Origin of the sequence: Halocola ammonii (genome assembly GCF_049334165.1) — a bacterium.
Classification (GTDB): Bacteria; Bacteroidota; Bacteroidia; order Flavobacteriales_D; family Sanyastnellaceae; genus JBEGHD01.
Genome location: NZ_JBEGHD010000006.1, coordinates 87,151 through 103,378 on the forward strand (window position 1 = coordinate 87,151; position 16,228 = coordinate 103,378).

Here is a 16,228-nt window from a genome sequence, read left to right on the forward strand (position 1 = left end):
CGGTCAATAAAACGCCAATTTATGTCACGCACTTTACACATCAAAGAAGAGCGAACGGCACTCGTAAAGCGATTGGCGAAGGAGATGGGTTTTGACTACTGTGGAATTTCCGAAGCCGATTTCCTGGAAGATCAGGCTCCACGGCTAGAGAATTACCTGAAGAAAGAAATGCACGGGCAGATGCGCTACATGGAAAATCACTTCGATAAGCGCCTCGACCCGAGAAAGCTCGTGCCGGGAGCAAAATCTGTGGTCTCTCTGCTGCTCAATTATTTTCCCTCCGAAACACAGAAAGATCCCAGCGCACCGAAAATTTCGAAGTATGCCTACGGCAAGGATTATCACTTTGTGATTAAAGAAAAAATGAAGTCCTTGGTTGATCGGCTACAGGAAGAGGTAGGCGACATCGAAGGGCGTGTGTTCGTAGATTCAGCTCCTGTGCTCGACAAGGCCTGGGCTGAGAAAAGCGGAATTGGCTGGATGGGCAAAAACACCAATCTGATCAACAAGCAGAGCGGATCGTTTTTCTTCGTGGCGGAGTTGATTCTGGATTTGGAATTGGTGCCCGATGGTCCGATCAAAGATTACTGTGGAACTTGTACCCGTTGCATTGATGCCTGTCCCACAGATGCCATCACCGAGCCCTACGTGGTTGATGGGAGCAAATGCATCTCTTACTACACCATTGAGCTGCGAGATGAAATTCCGATTAAGGAAAAAGGGAACTTTGAAAACTGGGCATTTGGCTGCGACATCTGCCAGGACGTGTGTCCCTGGAACAGGTTTTCGAAACCACACAAAGAACCTCATTTCGAACCTCACCCGAAATTGCTCGAGATGAAACGCGAAGAGTGGTACGAGATTACTCGCGATGTTTTTAATGAAATATTTAGAAAATCGGCTGTGAAACGAACAAAGTTTGAAGGTCTCCTGAGAAACCTCGAATTCATTAAAGAGCTTCCAGATGAAGGTCAGGCCAATGCCGGAGGAAATGATTCCTGAATAATGTCACGGTAGAGGTGACCGAATCGGTTTTCACACCACTTTTGAAGTTGGATTAGCTCATCTTTCTTTAACCACTTGATCGATTTCTTCAGCTCCTTTTTGAAAAGCAGGCGATCGAAACTCACCTTTGTCAAAACTTTCTTGCAGAATTCAAGCATTTTCCAGTGTATTTTGTTTTTAAGGCCCCCTGAAAATAGTCAAAAAATCGAGTCACTCACGTGATTCCAGCTCCCATTTTTTCAACACCGTCAGGGGTGTAAAATTGGTTCGTCAAACGAACAGCTAATCAACGTCCGCGAACGGGTTGGAATTGTCGATGAATTGTTAAAATTCGTTGTGAAAATTTCAACGAATTGAAATAGTTATCTTTGCACTTTTATTTAACAAATCAGGATCCTGAAAGGTAAGCAGGGTTTCCGTTTATAACTTGCAATTGTAAATGAAGAAGCTATTTAACCAAACCGACAGGAGCGTACTTAAAGAGATGATCGCCAACAGTAAAGAGGAGCGCACCACGCTTTCTTTTTACCAGTACGCTCACATCAAAAATGTCCAACTTTTTCGCGATTATTTATTCCTCCACTGGGATGAGCTCGGTGTGCTTGGCCGCACCTACGTGGCGAGTGAGGGAATCAACGCTCAAATTTCTGTACCTACCAGAAACTTTGACGCTTTTAAGGAACACCTTTATTCCATTTCTTTTCTGGATGGAGTGAGACTCAACATCGCGGTTGATGACAATGGAAAATCGTTCTTTAAATTGAAGATCAAAATCCGCGATAAAATAGTTGCAGATGGTCTCAACGATGAAACGTTTGATGTAACAAATCGAGGAAAACATCTGAGCGCAAAAGAGTTCAACGAATTGACTGATCACGAGGATACGATCCTGATCGACATGCGAAACCACTACGAGCACGAAGTGGGGCATTTCGAAGGAGCAATATTACCCGATGTAGACACTTTCCGCGAGGAGCTGCCCAAGGTGAAAGAAATGCTCCAGGACAAGAAAGACAAGAACATCGTGATGTACTGCACCGGAGGAATTCGCTGTGAGAAAGCCAGCGCCTGGTTGAAGCACGAAGGTTTCGAAAATGTTCATCAACTCGATGGGGGAATTATCGAATACACTCGAAAAGCAAAGCTCGAGGGAATCAAAAATAAGTTTCGCGGTAAAAACTTTGTGTTTGACGATCGGAGAGGGGAGCGGATTTCTGACGAAGTGATTGCCAAATGTCACCAGTGTGGAAAACCGGCCGACACGCACACCAACTGTGTAAACGATGCCTGCCATCTGCTTTTCATCCAATGCGATGAGTGCAAAGAGAAGTACGAGGGATGCTGCTCATCCGACTGCCAGGATATCATTCACCTGCCGGAAGAAAAGCAACGAGAGTTGAGAAAAGGACTGAGCAACAGCAACCGCATTTTCCGAAAGGGAAGGTCGGAGAAGCTGAAGTTTAAGGAGTGATTTAAAGGAGTCAAGATTAAATGAAATCCAAATAGGCTCTTCTTTCGTATTGTTTTGACATTTTAGGGTTTTACTTTTACCCGATCTAATGCTTAAAACAAAATCGATGTCACGACTTCTACTTTTACCTGCACTCTTTTTTACTGTTTTCAATACTCAGGCGCAGCTGATCGATTTCGACTCTGAAGCGGCTACAGAAGATTTCGTTTACAACCTTCAGTTGTACTCTAATGAGTACATCGGTCCTGTGTTGGACGCTTACGGATCTAACCAGGTTTCAGGATGGCAGCCGTCTGGCGAAATTCTCGAACCGTTTGCCTTTAGCATCGGTGTACAGGCTACGGCCACTTTTTTGAGGTCGCCAAACACAAAGTTCAACTTCAACGAGGTAGGTTTTACGGATAATCTCAGGTTGAAGGATCCTTCAAATCCTGAGTTGCCGACAGTGCTTGGTGGGGCTACAGAGCAGGAATTGATCTACCGGGTTCAGGGAGGCGTGGGAGGAACAGTTACCTACGAAGAGGAGATCGCGGCTCTCTCGGGAATTACGACTCCCAACAATGGAGTGCCTGGAGCGGCTCTTCAAATTGGAATGGGTTTGCCACAAGCCAGTGAGTTGCAATTGCGAATAATTCCGCCAATCAAAGTATTGGATGTAAATCACTTCTTAATTGGAGGAGGTTTTCGACACGACATCACGCAGTATTTTGCTGATGAGGACAGAAAGTTTCACACGATTATTGGAGCTTACTACAGCTACTCTACCTTTAGGCACGAACCGGAAGATTTACTAGAAGGCGAGAATCAAGAAATTCGAATGACTGACCACTCACTGAATCTTGAGGCTGTCGCCTCATACGATTTCAAGTTACTTTCAATTTACGGTTTGGTTGGATACTACAACACTTCAACTAGGTTCGACATGCTCGGTACGTATTCGTTTGAAGTGGAATATCAGGCTGTTCCCAAGCCGGCACCACCTACAGTTCAGGAAGCTTTTAGTACCACAGATCCCATTTCTGTTGAAGCCACCAACAGTCGGCCACGTTTCGCAGTGGGTGCTAGTTTTAAATTGGGGCATGTGGTAGAATTGTCAACCACATACTCAATGGCCGAATACAATTCGCTCTCGGCCATGTTGGCATTCAAAATTGGAAATGGAGAGGATGAACCAAAAGACTAGTTGTACTCCACCGCGTTTTCGAGGATGTAGTTCATCTCGTAAATGTCGTCTGCGTTTAATCGCAGTGTGCCTTTGAATGTGGCGCGCTCATCCGTCTTGTAAGTTTTTCCATCTTCTTTTTTGAAACGAAGATCAACGACCGATTCTGGCCCCGCACCACCACAGAAAAAGCAGTTGGCGTAAGGGTAGCGTGAGAGCACGTAAAAGTTTTCATCGTAGTCCACAGGGATGATGTAGCCAGTGATGTAAACTTCTTTACCCTCCAGGTTTTTGACAGATTCCCCGAAGGTTGGCTTCCAGTAGTAAGCGTCAATTTCTTCCACGTATACATCCTTAAACTCTACGTCTGTGAGCATATCCCAGGTGAGTTCGACTGGAGCTTCAGATGAGAAGTCACTGAATTCATCGTACTCCATTTTGGGTGCTCCCATAAAAAACAAAAGTCCTGCGAAAAGAAGATAAAAACTGTGTTTATTCATTGGAAAGCGTTTTTGCAATATCGATTTTCATTGCCCGGTAAGCTGGCAACAATGAAGCCAAAATTCCCACAAAGATAGTGATCAGCAACATCCAAAATTCTCCGCTAACCATTCCGATCTGATCCAGGGAATAATGGAAATTTTCGGACATGTAGTGAGACAAAATCAAAAGGCCGATGCGGCTAAGCACAATTCCAATCACAAAGCCGAGAATGGCCAGCAGCAGTCCTTCCTGCAAGATCAGCCTGAAGAGCGTGCCTCTGGTTCCGCCCATACTTCTCATCAGTGCCAGCTCGTATTTTCGCTCGCGGAGTGAGTTGTAGAGCGAAATGAAAACACTAACAAAAGATAGGATCATGATGGCGATTGCAATCACCCGAAGTGTTCCCATGCCAATGCCAAATCCTTCGTTTAGGCGATTGATTTCTACAGAGGGCAACACCGACTGAATCTTTGAATCTTCGAGCTGTTTGGGAATGCTGAAGAGTGCCATCTTGTTGCGAACTTTCAAAAACATGGCCGTGATTTCTCTGTCCTCTTCGTGCTCGTGAGCGTGATCATGGTCATGCCCGTGACTTTCGTGAACTCCCCAAATGGATTGAACTCCTGTGAGCACAAGCTGGTCGACCACAGTCCCTGACGATTCGAAAATTCCCACTACGGTAAATGCCTTGTCCTTGTGGATGTCTGTCGTGTCTTCCAGGCCGTGGGCGCTGTAAAAAGTGTCACCTACTTCGAGTCCTTCGTTTTGGGCAACCTTGCTCCCGATTGTAGCTTCGAATTCCTTCGACCAGAGCTTTCCCGATTTCACTTTAGCGCTGTAGTGATCTACGTAGTCGTGAGTAGTTCCTACGATTCGGTAGGATTTAAAATTGTCGCCATAGGCCAGAGGAATGGCCTTTTCTACAAAAGGGTTTTTTGCTATTCGCTGCGCTTCTTGATAGTTGATGTTTCCCGTTGGCGCATCTACCTGATAAACACTTGAAAGAATAAGTTGCAGCGGGCTGCCTTTTGCCCCAAGCACCATGTCGATATTTTTGATGTTGCGGTCGAACTGGTTTTTGAGCTGAACTTCCACAAGAAGCAGCAGACTGATAATGCCCACCCCAAAAGCCAGGAGCAGCAAGCTCAGTCCTGTACTCAGAGGTTTGTACTGAATGTTTTTCCAGCTGACTTTAATCAGATTCATAGTTCGATGCGCTTTTCAAAGTGACTTTTGAGTCTGTTGTCGTGGGTAACAATCACGAGCGTGGCGTTGGCGGCCTGAGCCTGATCTTCGAGTAAGTGCAACACTTCAAGAGCATTTTTATCGTCAAGGGCGGAGGTAGGCTCATCGGCCAAAATCACTTCCGGGTTGTTGATAAGGGCGCGAGCAATGGCAGCTCTCTGTTGCTCACCAACACTTAGGTCTGATGGCTTGCTGTGGGCCTTGTGGCCGATGCCGAGCCGCTCGAGCAATTCTTTTGCTTTCTGTGGTTGAGTCGGTTTGCCTGTCAAAAACTGAGGCATCATCAGATTGTCGATCACACTGAGCGATTTAACGAAGTGAGCAGTTTGGTAAACGATTCCCACTTTTTCTCCACGAAACTTGTCGAGCCTTTTTTGTGAAAGCCCGGTGAGGTCGGTTCCTGCAATTTCAATTTTTCCTCCTGTGGGCTTTAGCAAGCCGGCAAGCAGATGTAGCAGCGTGGTTTTCCCAGTTCCCGAAGCTCCCAGTAGAAGCACGTGCTCTCCTGTGGCGCATTCGAAATCAGGAAACTGCAGCGCGTTGTCCTTGTCGTAAGAAAAAGTGAGGTTCTTGCAGCTCAGCATCTATCGTTGTGTTTAGGTTCAAAGTTATTCGAAGTGATGGATTTTACCAGTTTTTCTGCTCCGAATTGAGTAGCGTTTAGAGAAATTTAGCAGCTCATTTTGGTACTTTTGAAGTCGCAAAAACCAGTGGCATGAATTTCAGACAACGCTTCAACAAATTTTTTATCGGATTGGGAATTGGCACCTTGCTGTGCATCATCCTTTTTGGTGGTCGCGACTGGTTTGGCTGGGCGCCAAATGCGCGAGTACTAAAGCGACTCAACGAAACCGAACTTCAAATTACCGAGCGCGCCAAGTGCCTGATGGATTGCCGCGAAATCACTGAAGACGATCTCTACCACCTGCTCGAAACGGGTAGTGTGCAGTTTGATTTAAGCGAGGTTCACCAAAATCCGTTGATCTACATCGTGGATGCTTCCCGGAGCGAATCTGAGAATTACCGAATGACTTTTGCCGCTGGAGACAGCACATCTACCGTCACCAAAGTAGAGTGGTTGGAAAGAGAAGTAGATTGCGATTGCTAAACTTTTCGCTTAGGCGCTCTGAGGTTTCGAACGAACTTTATTCACGCGATTTCCGGCCATAGATCTTCTGCGATTGAGCTCTTTCATAATCAAGCCGAGCTCGCGTCCTGTTTGTCCCTTCACAGAAGTGTTCTCTTCGGCTCTTCGAATGAGGTAAGGAATCACCTCGCGAATCGGACCGTAAGGCACATATTTGGCCACGTTGTAGCCGGCATTCGAAAGGTTAAAACTGATGTGGTCGCTCATTCCAAAAAGTTGTGCGAAAAACACTCGTGGATCTGGACCTTCGATGTTGAACTGCTTCATCATTTGCACGAGATACATGCAGCTTTCCTCGTTGTGGGTTCCCGCGCAAAAAGAAATGTCATCGAGGTGTTCCATGCAAAAAACCATGGCAGAGTCGAAGTCGCGGTCACACGATTCTTTATCGGGCTGAATCGGTGATGGGTAGCCCATGTCGTCAGCGCGCTTTCTTTCCTTTTCCATGTAGGCCCCGCGAACGAGTTTCACTCCGAGGCGAAAGTTCTTCTCCTTGGCCATGTCGAGTAGTCTCGTCAGGTAGTCGAGCTTGTCGTGGCGATAAAGCTGAATAGTGTTGTAAATGATCGCATTCTCATCGTTGTACTTCGCCATCATTTCCTCGGCAATGCTATCGATGGTGTCCTGAATCCAGCTCTCTTCAGCATCGATAAAAACCGGAGTTCGCGCTTCGTGAGCGGTCTGGCAAATTCTTTCGATGCGTTCGTGGACCTTTTTGAATTCCGCTTTTTCGTCTTCGGTGAGCTTCTCGTCTTCGTTGATCTTGTGGAGCAAATCGAAACGTGCAACCCCCGTTACTTTAAAAACACAAAACGGAATGTGCGGATTACCTTCGGCCGTCTGAATGGTTTTGATGACCTCCTTTGTGGTTCTTTCAAAATCTTCTTCGGTTTCTTTTCCCTCTACCGAATAGTCGAGAATTGTTCCGATGTTGTAAGCGTCCAAAATCTTGGTGGTTTTGGCACATCTTTCAATGCTTTCACCTCCGCAGAATTGCTGAAAAATAGTGGGGCGAATGATCCACGCAATGGGAATGCGAAGCTTCAGGGCGAGGAAGGTCATTCCTTTACCCAGTTTCACCAAAGAAGTGCGTCCGACCATCTTAAAAAGCCAGTAAGCTTTACGCAGTTTGAGGTCGGATTTGCTTTGAAATGCGACTTCTGTGTTGTCGAAGTCGACTTCGCTGGTAAAAACCGAGGGGTTATGTGGAAATTCGGGAGTTGTTGCTTCTGTGATCATATACGCTTCTTCTCAAAAATTCTGCCCCACAAAAATGGGCCTGACAAATATAGCTCGAAATAGTCGTAGTAAAAATGAGCTAAGTCAATTCGAAAAAACTAACTGAAAACGGCTCCGATTGTTCAGTGGGTGTGGCTTTGGGGAGTTTTCCTTGTCGGGCAAAAGAGCATTAAAAAAGCCGGATGTCATGCTGAACTTGATTCAGTATCTATCCGGCTTTTGTCTTTTTGAAGTCTGGAGAAACTGGCCTTGTCTCTACTAGCTCGCCAACCTTCTTGTGCACTTTGCTCTGTAGTGCGGCTGGAGCTTCTCGAGCGGAGTCGAGAGATTATGAAGGAGTGCTTAAATCTCTTTACGACTACCCTTCGTTGGCCATTTCGATGAACTTGTCCATGCTCACCTCTTTCTCGTCCACTTTCACTTTTTCTTTGATTGCTTCGATCACCTTCTCTTCGTAGAGGTTTTCGAAAATGCGCTGCGACTCTTCCTTGTTAGAAAGCGCTTGCTGAGCCACCATGTTTAGTTGCTCTTCGTCAGCTGGCAGGCCGTACTGTGCGTACTGCTCCGCCATCATTTTCTTCACGTGGTTTACCGCTTCTTCCGGCTCCACCTTCAAGTCGTTCTCTTTGATGATCTTGTTTTCGATCAGCTGCCACTTGAGGCTGCGCGAGTAGTTTGGGTAATCCTCTTCGATCTGCTCATCGGTAAGTGGCTTTTCGTTGGCCACCTTGATCCATCTTTTGAGGAATTCATCTGGCAAAGTCGGGTCGAACTTGTCGATCAACTTTTTGGTGATGTCGCGCTGAAGCAGACGTTTCTGATCGTTTTCGAAAGTCTTTTCGAGATCAGCCGCTACTTTCTTGCGGAATTCTTCTTCCGACTTCACTTCGCCTTCACCGTAAATTTTGTCAAACAACTCCTGGTTCACTTCTGCCGGTTCGAGACGCTTGATCTCAGTTACCTTAAAGCGGAAGTTGGTGTTGATGTCGTGCACCTGCTCGTGAGAAATTTCGAGCATTTTGGCGAGGTCATCGTGTCCTTTGGAAACTTTGTGTGGATCCACAACCACTTCATCACCCACTTTCAATCCGGTGAGTTTTTTCTTGGTGGCTTTGTCTTCCACAAACTCGATGCTAATGGTGGCGTCTTTCATGATGCCGCCTTCTTTGATCTCGTCTTTTTTGTCCAGCTCAACGAACTGGCCCATGAGCATGTCTTTCTCACCGCTTTCTTTTGGCTCCGACATTTTGCCGTAGCGCTTGGCGAGGTCGCTCACCTGCTGGTCGATCAGTTTCTTGTCGATCTTGATCTTGTGGTAAGTGAATTTGTCTTTAGCCGAAAGCTTGATTTCGAAGTCCGGAGCGAGGGCGAGGTCATATTCAAACTTAAACTCCTGCGGATCGTCCCAGTCGCCTTCCACCTGATCGGTTTCTTTTGGCAGTGGATTTCCGAGGATGTTGAGTTCCTTTTCCTCAATGTGCTTTTGGATGCTTTCGCTGAGCACTTTGTTGATCTCTTCGGCAAGCACTGACTTTCCGTATTGTTTTCTAACAACACTCATCGGCACCATTCCCGGGCGGAAGCCAGGCATGTTGATCTGCTTTTTGTATTGCTTCAACGCCTTGTCAACCTGTGGCTTGTAGTCTTCGGGAGCCAACTTGATTTTGAGAACTGCATTCAGTTCGTCCACTTTTTCCTGTTGAATATCCATGTGGATGTAGGGTTTGAATGATTGCTTATTAAATGCACAAACCCGGAATTTTCCGGGCTTGTTCTGCTGTTTCCGGTACGTTCCGGCTAATTAAAATTTTAAAGTGCGGGTGAAGGGACTCGAACCCCCAAGCCTCGCGGCACTAGATCCTAAGTCTAGCGTGTCTACCAATTTCACCACACCCGCATTTTTTTGCTTGTCTTTACAAGCCCATTCAGGAACTGAATCCTGAAAAAGGGGTGCAAAGATATTTATTTTTTGGAATTCAGCAATCCACAGCGGATTAAAATCCTGAGTGGCTGTGGAAGGAAAAAAAGAGGCAGCACTTCAGTTATCGGTGCTGCCTCCTATTCTTTTTGAATCTTAGTTCGATTAGAGTTTCACTGCTCTTTTCACCAGTTCAATTCCGTTTGACTGAAGTGAGTAGAAATAGATGCCGGACTCAAGACCTGTAGCATCCCATCTGATTGTGTATTCACCTTCTGGCATTTGGCCTTCTACAAGAGTTTCCACCAGATTTCCCTTGCTGTCAGAAACTAAAACCTTAATCGAGGTTTGCTCTGGCAAGCGATAGGTGATTGTGGTTTTTTCCTGAAAAGGATTAGGAACATTTTGATCGAGAGATGGCTTTTCAATTTCCAACTCGTACTGATCTGTATTTTCTCCAGTGTTTTGCGAGCGATTGCTGGCATCGGCACAGCAATCAGCCACCATAGAGTAAAGTTCATCTATCTGACTTTGCATTTCAGAAATGGTTGAAGCTTGCTGGTCGATTACGGCTTGTTGTTCCTGATAACCGGCTACCAGAACAGGAATGACCTCAGTGTATCTGACCCCCTTGAGAGTTTCAGAGGGTTGGACAAGATTACCCAACTCGTCATATTTCGCTGGAATCATGACATCTGAGACTATTGAAGGAAAGCTTTCATTTACTTCCTGCGCAATGAATCCGTGAAAAGTACCTTGGGGTAGGTTTTGGCCAATAGTGCTTTCCAAATTATAAGAGTAGCTTTTTGGCTGAAGTGACATTAAAATCTCTTGTGGATTTTGAATTTCTGTGATATTTGACTTGATGTTTTCATCTGAAAGCATGATTGAGTTTCCAAACTGAACGATATCGCCTGCGAAATATCCTGCATGAACTTCAGCAGTGCAATTCGAGGAAGATGTGTTTCTTGCTTCACCGTATACACCTATAGTTTGTCTACAGGCTAAATCCGATCTGGCAAATCCATAAACTCCGAATGCTGCGTTATCCTCGTCTTCAGCAGATTGAGAATCAATTGCTATTCCATTAACACCAATGAGATTTTGAGAAGTGAACTGAGCTGATCGGGCTTCAAATCGGCCTCCAATTGCAGACTTTCCCCCTCTCGCAAAGCCGTTAACTGCAATAGGTTCTCCCTGTCCCTGATCAAGAATATCTGAGTTTATTCCAATATCAAAACTCTGATCTGCGGTAACTGTGGTCTCCACATTGAGCGTTCGGTAATTCTGGAAGTCATTGACCACCTCATCTTCGATGTGTACCTTAGAATCGCCTTGAGCAAGGCTGCCAATCCCTATACTTCCGGTCTGGCAGGCGCCAGCATAACCCATTGAAAGATCGTTGCCATTGATATTCCATTCGCAGTTAACATCTTGCCATGTGCCATCCCCAGCAAGATATTCATTTTGATTACCAGAAAATGAGAGGTATCTCAAACTATAATCTCCAATAGCATCCTCTTGCTTTCCGGTGATGAGGACATTCCCCGCGGCTTGCTGAATTTGTCTAAACCGAGCGTTACCATCGACATCCAGTTTGAAGGTCGGGTCTTCATTTAGTCCAGTGGACATGGAGCTGAAATCACCAATTCCAACATTTCCCAAAGGAGTGATTCTAAATGTTTCTCTTCCTTGTTCGGTTGCAGCAGGACCTTGACCAGTAGTTCGTGCTAAAAACAGAATTCGGAAATAATCAGGATTTGTAGTTTCATTGGAGCCCCAGGCCAGTATAGCGTCACTTTGGTTGTCGTCACCGGTTGATGTCGGTCTTTCCATTAAACCACAATAAAAAAAGTCCTTGTTGGTAGTGTAGGAAGTACCTACATTGAACCAGTCTCTTTGCATACTTGAGGATAATTCATCATTCCAAAGATGCAGCATCGACCAGGCAAAGTTATAACTGTCATCCTCTCCGTTACTGTCATCTATTTCATTTAGTCCGAGACTCATTCGGGTGCATTGTACTTCCTGAAGACCATTGAGTCCGTTGTACGTATTTATTTCGCCAATTCGAATTCTTTGAATCAGATTCCGCCAGATTTCGATGTCTGCATTTCCATCGTTGCGGATGGGGAGTGGAAGGTTTGCTGAACTGTTAAAACCAACGTAACGTCCTGCTACAGGGGCGTTATTATTAAAGGTTACCTGGGTCATGCCGCTCAGAGACAGCATCACAAAGCTCAAAAAAATTAATTTTTTCATGATGAAGCTATTTTGTAATCATAATACGCTTGTCAAAAATTTCCTTTTCAGTATTCAAATGAAGAATATACGTACCCGATGCAAATTCATCCGGAATTATTTTATAGTCGTTACTATTTAATCTTTGTATATCAACCTCATGTTTCATTCCCTGCATGTCAATGAGAGTCACAGAAATAATTGGACTAGTGGAATAAACTGATACGAATTGACTAGCGGGATTAGGATAAATTTCAAGAATACTTTCCTCCTTATTTATGTAATTTGTGACCTCACACTCATTTTTACTTTGAGAGATGCAAAAATCGTCATAGAAAACGTAGGCGCCAGCATTTCCTTCTCCCACTGCTAGATATTCAATGGTTGTATTGTCATCATCGTAAAAATTTCCGAAAGCAACATATTGATAGGCCGAATCTGCAACAAAAGTGAAGGAATGATTTATCCAATTCAGGGTATCCGTACTTAGCTCTTGAAAATTATAATGGCTAAAATTGGGTATGTTTCCAAACTCGTCTGAATCTAAGTAATTATTCACCATAAAGAGACATCCTAGATTGTTTGAGGCCAAGTAAATACCAGTTTCCTCTCGAAAAGCAACAGAAATATAAAAGGAGATGTGGTAAATTTCACCAATTGTCAATGGTTCCGTTAATTCTACTCCCAAATACTCTCTTTCTTGAGGCAAGCCTATATGATAGGTAAGCCCCCCCATATACGCTTCACCAGTTCGTGGTGGTTGGTATCCAAGTGAATTGTTGATTCCCAGATAAGGGCTTTCAGAACAAGAATTAAAATAATCTGGAGAGCCTCTAAAATTGATCCATCCTGTTGAAGAAGTTTCTAATGCATTCAATGTTTCTGGACATTCAATAAAATTTTCTCCACTCGGATTCGGAATTAAGTTCTGAGTGTTTCCAATCAGAACAGGAAAAAAAATAAAAAGGAAAAATAAAAAGCGAATCATAATTGGTTTTAGTATAGTTTATTTTGGGTTTGGTTCTTTGTGAACCATCACGTTTTCGCTGTGAGGTACGTTCTGAAGAATTTCTTCATGAGACTTTTTCAGAAGGGGCATGGGTTGTATTGGTGAGTCTACTGACTCATGGTGGGTGAGAGTGCTCGAATGAGAGGTAATAGTTAATTAGAGGCATAGGTGGTTTGTAACTTCTACAATTACGCCAATCACCTTTAGGTAAACATTAAGCAGGTGTGAATAAATTGAGAATGGGAGGTTGACTTTTCTGACAGCTCCATTTTACCTAAAATCACTAATTTCCCAATCTCATTACTAGCTATGAAACGACTTCTACTAACTGTGCTTTTTGTGGGCTGCTTTGCTGCACTTTCTTTTGCTCAGGACACCAACCTGCCGGGGAGTGCCAGGGCTGCAGGGGTCTCCAATGCTTCGCTTACTTTTCAGGATGTGTGGTCTGTGTTTAACAACCAGGCGGGTCTTGCCGGTGTGGAAACCATCTCGGCCGGAGCTTTTTACGAAAGTCGTTTTACGCTCAAAGAACTGTCAGTCCGCGGAGCTGCGCTGGCAGTGCCTGTCGGTGGCGGAACCTTCGGACTTTCCTACAATTCTTACGGATACTCGCTCTACAATCAGAGCAAATACGGATTGGCCTACGCCAGAAAACTAGGTGAGGATTTTTATGCCGGAGTGCAAATCGATTACCTCAATCTCCGCCTCGGAGAAAACTACGGTTCGCAAGGTGGGTTTACTGTGCAGGCCGGGTTTCAATACCAAATGAATGACGAGCTGATGCTGGCCGCTCATGTTTACAATCCGAACCGCACAGAGCTCAGCGATTACAATGACGAGCGAACGCCATCGATTCTAAAGGCGGGAATTCAATATCGCTTTTCCGAAAAGATTGTCACCGTGGCCGAGTTTTCCAAAGACCTCGACTACGATGTGCGCTTCAAAGCCGGGCTCGAGTATCAGTTGGTAGATGACTTTTTTGTGAGAGCCGGAGTCGGAACTGCCCCGGCTTCCACCAGTCTTGGGTTTGGCTACGCTTTTAAGGGATTTAAACTCGACATCGCCTCTGCTTATCGCGCAGTGCTTGGTTTTACTCCGCAAATCTCTCTCACTTATGCGGCTGAATGATTGGATGAAAATCGGCTGTTCTCTGCTGTTGTGTTTTTGCTTTTTGCAAATGCAGGCACAGGAAGAGGCGAGTGAAACCGATCTCCAAAAGCAAGACATCATCGAGCAGCGCATCGAAACCATTGCTGGAAACCTCGATGAAGACACCGAGCTCGACTACACCACACTTTTTGACGACCTCAATTTTTTCTACGACAATCCGCTGAACCTGAACGCGGCCACTGCCGAAGAACTTCGCCAGCTCTACTTGCTGACAGATATCCAGATCAACTACTTGCTGGAACACATTGAGTGCTATGGAAAGCTGGAGTCCATTTTTGAGTTGCAGGCTGTGGAAGGTTTCGACCGCGAAACGATCAACAATCTGCGTCCGTTTATCACAGTTAGCGATGAAGGCGAGCTTGCTGGTTTTTCCATTAAAGAAATGCTCACCGAGGGTAAACACGATTTGTTTTTGCGCTACACCAGAATCCTCGAGCAGCAGCAGGGCTACACTGATATTCCCGAAGAAGATCTTGATGATCCACCAAACCGATTTTTGGGAAACCAGGACCGCTACTACCTTAGGTATCGCTACAAGTTCAGAAAGAACCTTAGCGTGGGACTCACGGCAGAAAAAGATCCGGGAGAAGAGTTTTTTGAAGGAACACAAAAGCAGGGATTCGACTTTTACTCGGGCCACCTTTTTTACTCTGACGATGGCTGGCTGCGAGCGGCAGCACTTGGCGATTTTCACGCACAGTTTGGTCAGGGGCTCACCGTTTGGTCAGGACTCGGTTTTGGAAAATCTTCGTTTGCGCTAAACGTGAAGCGAAACCAGGTGGGCATTCGACCTTACACTTCGGTTGACGAAAATCTTTTTATGCGAGGAGGAGCAGTGACGCTCGGTCACAAAAACTGGGAGTTGACGACTTTTTACTCCCGAAAAATGATCGATGCGAACGTGACCGCAATCGATTCGCTGGATGGTGAGCCGCGATTTACAGTTTCGTCTTTTCAGGCCACCGGATTTCACCGAACAGAAAATGAAGTGGCTGATAAAGACGCGATTTTGGAAGAACACATCGGAGGAAATTTGTCGTTCGACAAGCGCAAGTTTCACTTCGGAATCACCGCCATGCGATCGACCTACGATGCCGATGTGCAACGGACGCTTCAGCCTTACAACAAGTTTCAGTTCGACAACAACGAAAACTTTGTGACCGGCCTCGACTACAACTGGGTGAAAAACAACTTCAACTTTTTTGGGGAGTTTTCACGAAGTCAAAACGGAGGTTTCGCCACGATCAACGGAGTGCTCGTTGCACTCGATCCGAGGCTGTCGGTCACTGTGGTTCACCGTCACTTCACAAAAGATTACCAGTCGCTCTACACCAATGCTTTCAGCGAAAGCTCACGACCTGCCAATGAGCGCGGAATTTATTTCGGCCTCGATGCCAAGCTGAGAAAGAAGTGGAATTTCAGCGCTTACTTCGACCAGTTCAGGTTTCCGTGGCTACAGTTTCGATCGGATGCTCCGGCCGATGGCTACGAGTGGCTGGCGCAGCTCAACTGGAATCCCGCTCGAAACACGGAGATTTATTTCCGCGCACGCTACACTCAAAAAGATCGCAACGTCCCCGAGCCGGATGTTATGATCGACTACCCAGTAGCTTACGAGCAAACAAACTATCGCATCAACGCTTCCTACAAAGTGAGTGAATCTTTCAAATTGAAAAGCCGTGTGGAGTGGAATATTTTCAACCAGGTCGGCACGCCTCGCGAGCAAGGGTTTTTGATCGCTCAGGATGTGCAGTTCAAGAAGTTGGAAAGTCCGTGGTCGGTGAGTTTCCGATACGCACTTTTCGATACCGAGAGCTTCGACTCGCGGATCTACTCCTACGAAAGTGACTTGCTCTACGCATTCTCCATCCCCGCCTATTTCTACCGCGGCTCCAGAGTTTACGCCATGGTGAAATGGGATGTGGCCCGCGGAGTGGACCTGTGGGTGCGCTGGTCGCGCTGGTTTTACGACAATCAGGAAAACATCAGCACCGGCTTGAATCAAATCGATGGCCAGGTAAAGAGCGAGCTGAAGATGCAGCTGAGGGTGAGGTTTTGACGTCATCAGCGCAGTGCGAAATCTCTAATCCAAAGACAAGTTGAAAGTCCTTAGCTTTGCACCAGTTTATCAAACGAAT

At 45.6% G+C, this 16,228-nt stretch carries 14 protein-coding genes and 1 tRNA gene; 6 read left to right on the forward strand and 9 right to left on the reverse strand.

Translation table 11 applies throughout. From position 1 onward, the window contains the following. Window positions 1-21 precede the first annotated feature (21 nt). Window positions 22-1,002 carry a tRNA epoxyqueuosine(34) reductase QueG gene (gene queG / locus ABHV44_RS07705; RefSeq protein ID WP_459074094.1) on the forward strand — a complete coding sequence of 327 codons (981 nt, stop codon included), beginning with the start codon at window positions 22-24 and terminating at the stop codon, window positions 1,000-1,002. Here the strand turns inward: queG and ABHV44_RS07710 are convergent. Next, the gene (locus ABHV44_RS07710) at window positions 972-1,163 is read right to left on the reverse strand and encodes a hypothetical protein (protein ID WP_459074095.1); all 192 of its coding nucleotides are present in this window, start codon (window positions 1,161-1,163) and stop codon (window positions 972-974) included. The genes queG and ABHV44_RS07710 overlap by 31 nt on opposite strands. A 281-nt stretch (window positions 1,164-1,444) precedes the next feature. Between ABHV44_RS07710 and trhO the strand changes: the two genes are divergently transcribed. Beyond that, window positions 1,445-2,476, forward strand: a complete 1,032-nt coding sequence (trhO, locus tag ABHV44_RS07715; protein ID WP_459074096.1) for an oxygen-dependent tRNA uridine(34) hydroxylase TrhO — start codon at window positions 1,445-1,447, stop codon at window positions 2,474-2,476. Between the two features lie 106 nt (window positions 2,477-2,582). Continuing rightward, complete coding sequence (locus tag ABHV44_RS07720; protein ID WP_459074097.1) at window positions 2,583-3,659, forward strand: DUF6588 family protein; 1,077 nt, start codon at window positions 2,583-2,585, stop codon at window positions 3,657-3,659. Here ABHV44_RS07720 and ABHV44_RS07725 read toward each other — a convergent pair. Genes ABHV44_RS07725 through ABHV44_RS07735 form a run of 3 tightly spaced genes read right to left on the reverse strand, consistent with a single transcriptional unit; the run spans window position 3,656 to window position 5,950 of the window. Next, window positions 3,656-4,138 (reverse strand): DUF3299 domain-containing protein, encoded by a 483-nt coding sequence (locus tag ABHV44_RS07725; RefSeq protein WP_459074098.1) that lies wholly within the window; start codon window positions 4,136-4,138, stop codon window positions 3,656-3,658. The two genes, ABHV44_RS07720 and ABHV44_RS07725, sit on opposite strands and share 4 nt — an antisense overlap. Beyond that, complete coding sequence (locus tag ABHV44_RS07730; RefSeq protein WP_459074099.1) at window positions 4,131-5,327, reverse strand: ABC transporter permease; 1,197 nt, start codon at window positions 5,325-5,327, stop codon at window positions 4,131-4,133. Before ABHV44_RS07730 ends, ABHV44_RS07725 begins: the two co-directional genes overlap by 8 nt. Beyond that, the gene (locus ABHV44_RS07735) at window positions 5,324-5,950 is read right to left on the reverse strand and encodes an ABC transporter ATP-binding protein (protein ID WP_459074100.1); all 627 of its coding nucleotides are present in this window, start codon (window positions 5,948-5,950) and stop codon (window positions 5,324-5,326) included. The genes ABHV44_RS07730 and ABHV44_RS07735 overlap by 4 nt, the downstream gene beginning before the upstream one ends. 131 nt (window positions 5,951-6,081) lie before the next feature. On the opposite strand from ABHV44_RS07735, the gene ABHV44_RS07740 reads away from it, so the two are divergent. Next, complete coding sequence (locus ABHV44_RS07740; RefSeq protein WP_459074101.1) at window positions 6,082-6,474, forward strand: hypothetical protein; 393 nt, start codon at window positions 6,082-6,084, stop codon at window positions 6,472-6,474. Between the two features lie 9 nt (window positions 6,475-6,483). Here ABHV44_RS07740 and ABHV44_RS07745 read toward each other — a convergent pair whose 3' ends face one another. The 5 genes from ABHV44_RS07745 to ABHV44_RS07765 form a co-directional block, all read right to left on the reverse strand. Next, window positions 6,484-7,752: a proline dehydrogenase family protein gene (locus tag ABHV44_RS07745; RefSeq protein ID WP_459074102.1), complete on the reverse strand. Its 1,269-nt coding sequence runs from the start codon at window positions 7,750-7,752 to the stop codon at window positions 6,484-6,486. 358 nt (window positions 7,753-8,110) lie between these two features. Next, window positions 8,111-9,463 carry a trigger factor gene (gene tig, locus ABHV44_RS07750; RefSeq protein WP_459074103.1) on the reverse strand — a complete coding sequence of 451 codons (1,353 nt, stop codon included), beginning with the start codon at window positions 9,461-9,463 and terminating at the stop codon, window positions 8,111-8,113. 104 nt (window positions 9,464-9,567) lie between these two features. Beyond that, window positions 9,568-9,649: transfer RNA gene (locus ABHV44_RS07755), tRNA-Leu, on the reverse strand. 186 nt (window positions 9,650-9,835) lie between these two features. Continuing rightward, window positions 9,836-11,932 carry a tail fiber domain-containing protein gene (locus tag ABHV44_RS07760; RefSeq protein ID WP_459074104.1) on the reverse strand — a complete coding sequence of 699 codons (2,097 nt, stop codon included), beginning with the start codon at window positions 11,930-11,932 and terminating at the stop codon, window positions 9,836-9,838. Window positions 11,933-11,939: 7 nt separating this feature from the next. Beyond that, window positions 11,940-12,899 carry a T9SS type A sorting domain-containing protein gene (locus ABHV44_RS07765; RefSeq protein WP_459074105.1) on the reverse strand — a complete coding sequence of 320 codons (960 nt, stop codon included), beginning with the start codon at window positions 12,897-12,899 and terminating at the stop codon, window positions 11,940-11,942. Window positions 12,900-13,229: 330 nt separating this feature from the next. On the opposite strand from ABHV44_RS07765, the gene ABHV44_RS07770 reads away from it, so the two are divergent. Both ABHV44_RS07770 and ABHV44_RS07775 read left to right on the forward strand, forming a co-directional pair. Then, a complete protein-coding gene (locus ABHV44_RS07770; RefSeq protein ID WP_459074106.1) occupies window positions 13,230-14,048 on the forward strand; it encodes a hypothetical protein in 819 nt (272 codons plus the stop codon). Further along, entirely contained in the window at window positions 14,035-16,149 is a 2,115-nt protein-coding gene (locus tag ABHV44_RS07775) for a ComEA family DNA-binding protein (RefSeq protein ID WP_459074107.1), read from the forward strand. The genes ABHV44_RS07770 and ABHV44_RS07775 overlap by 14 nt, the downstream gene beginning before the upstream one ends. Window positions 16,150-16,228 lie beyond the last annotated feature (79 nt).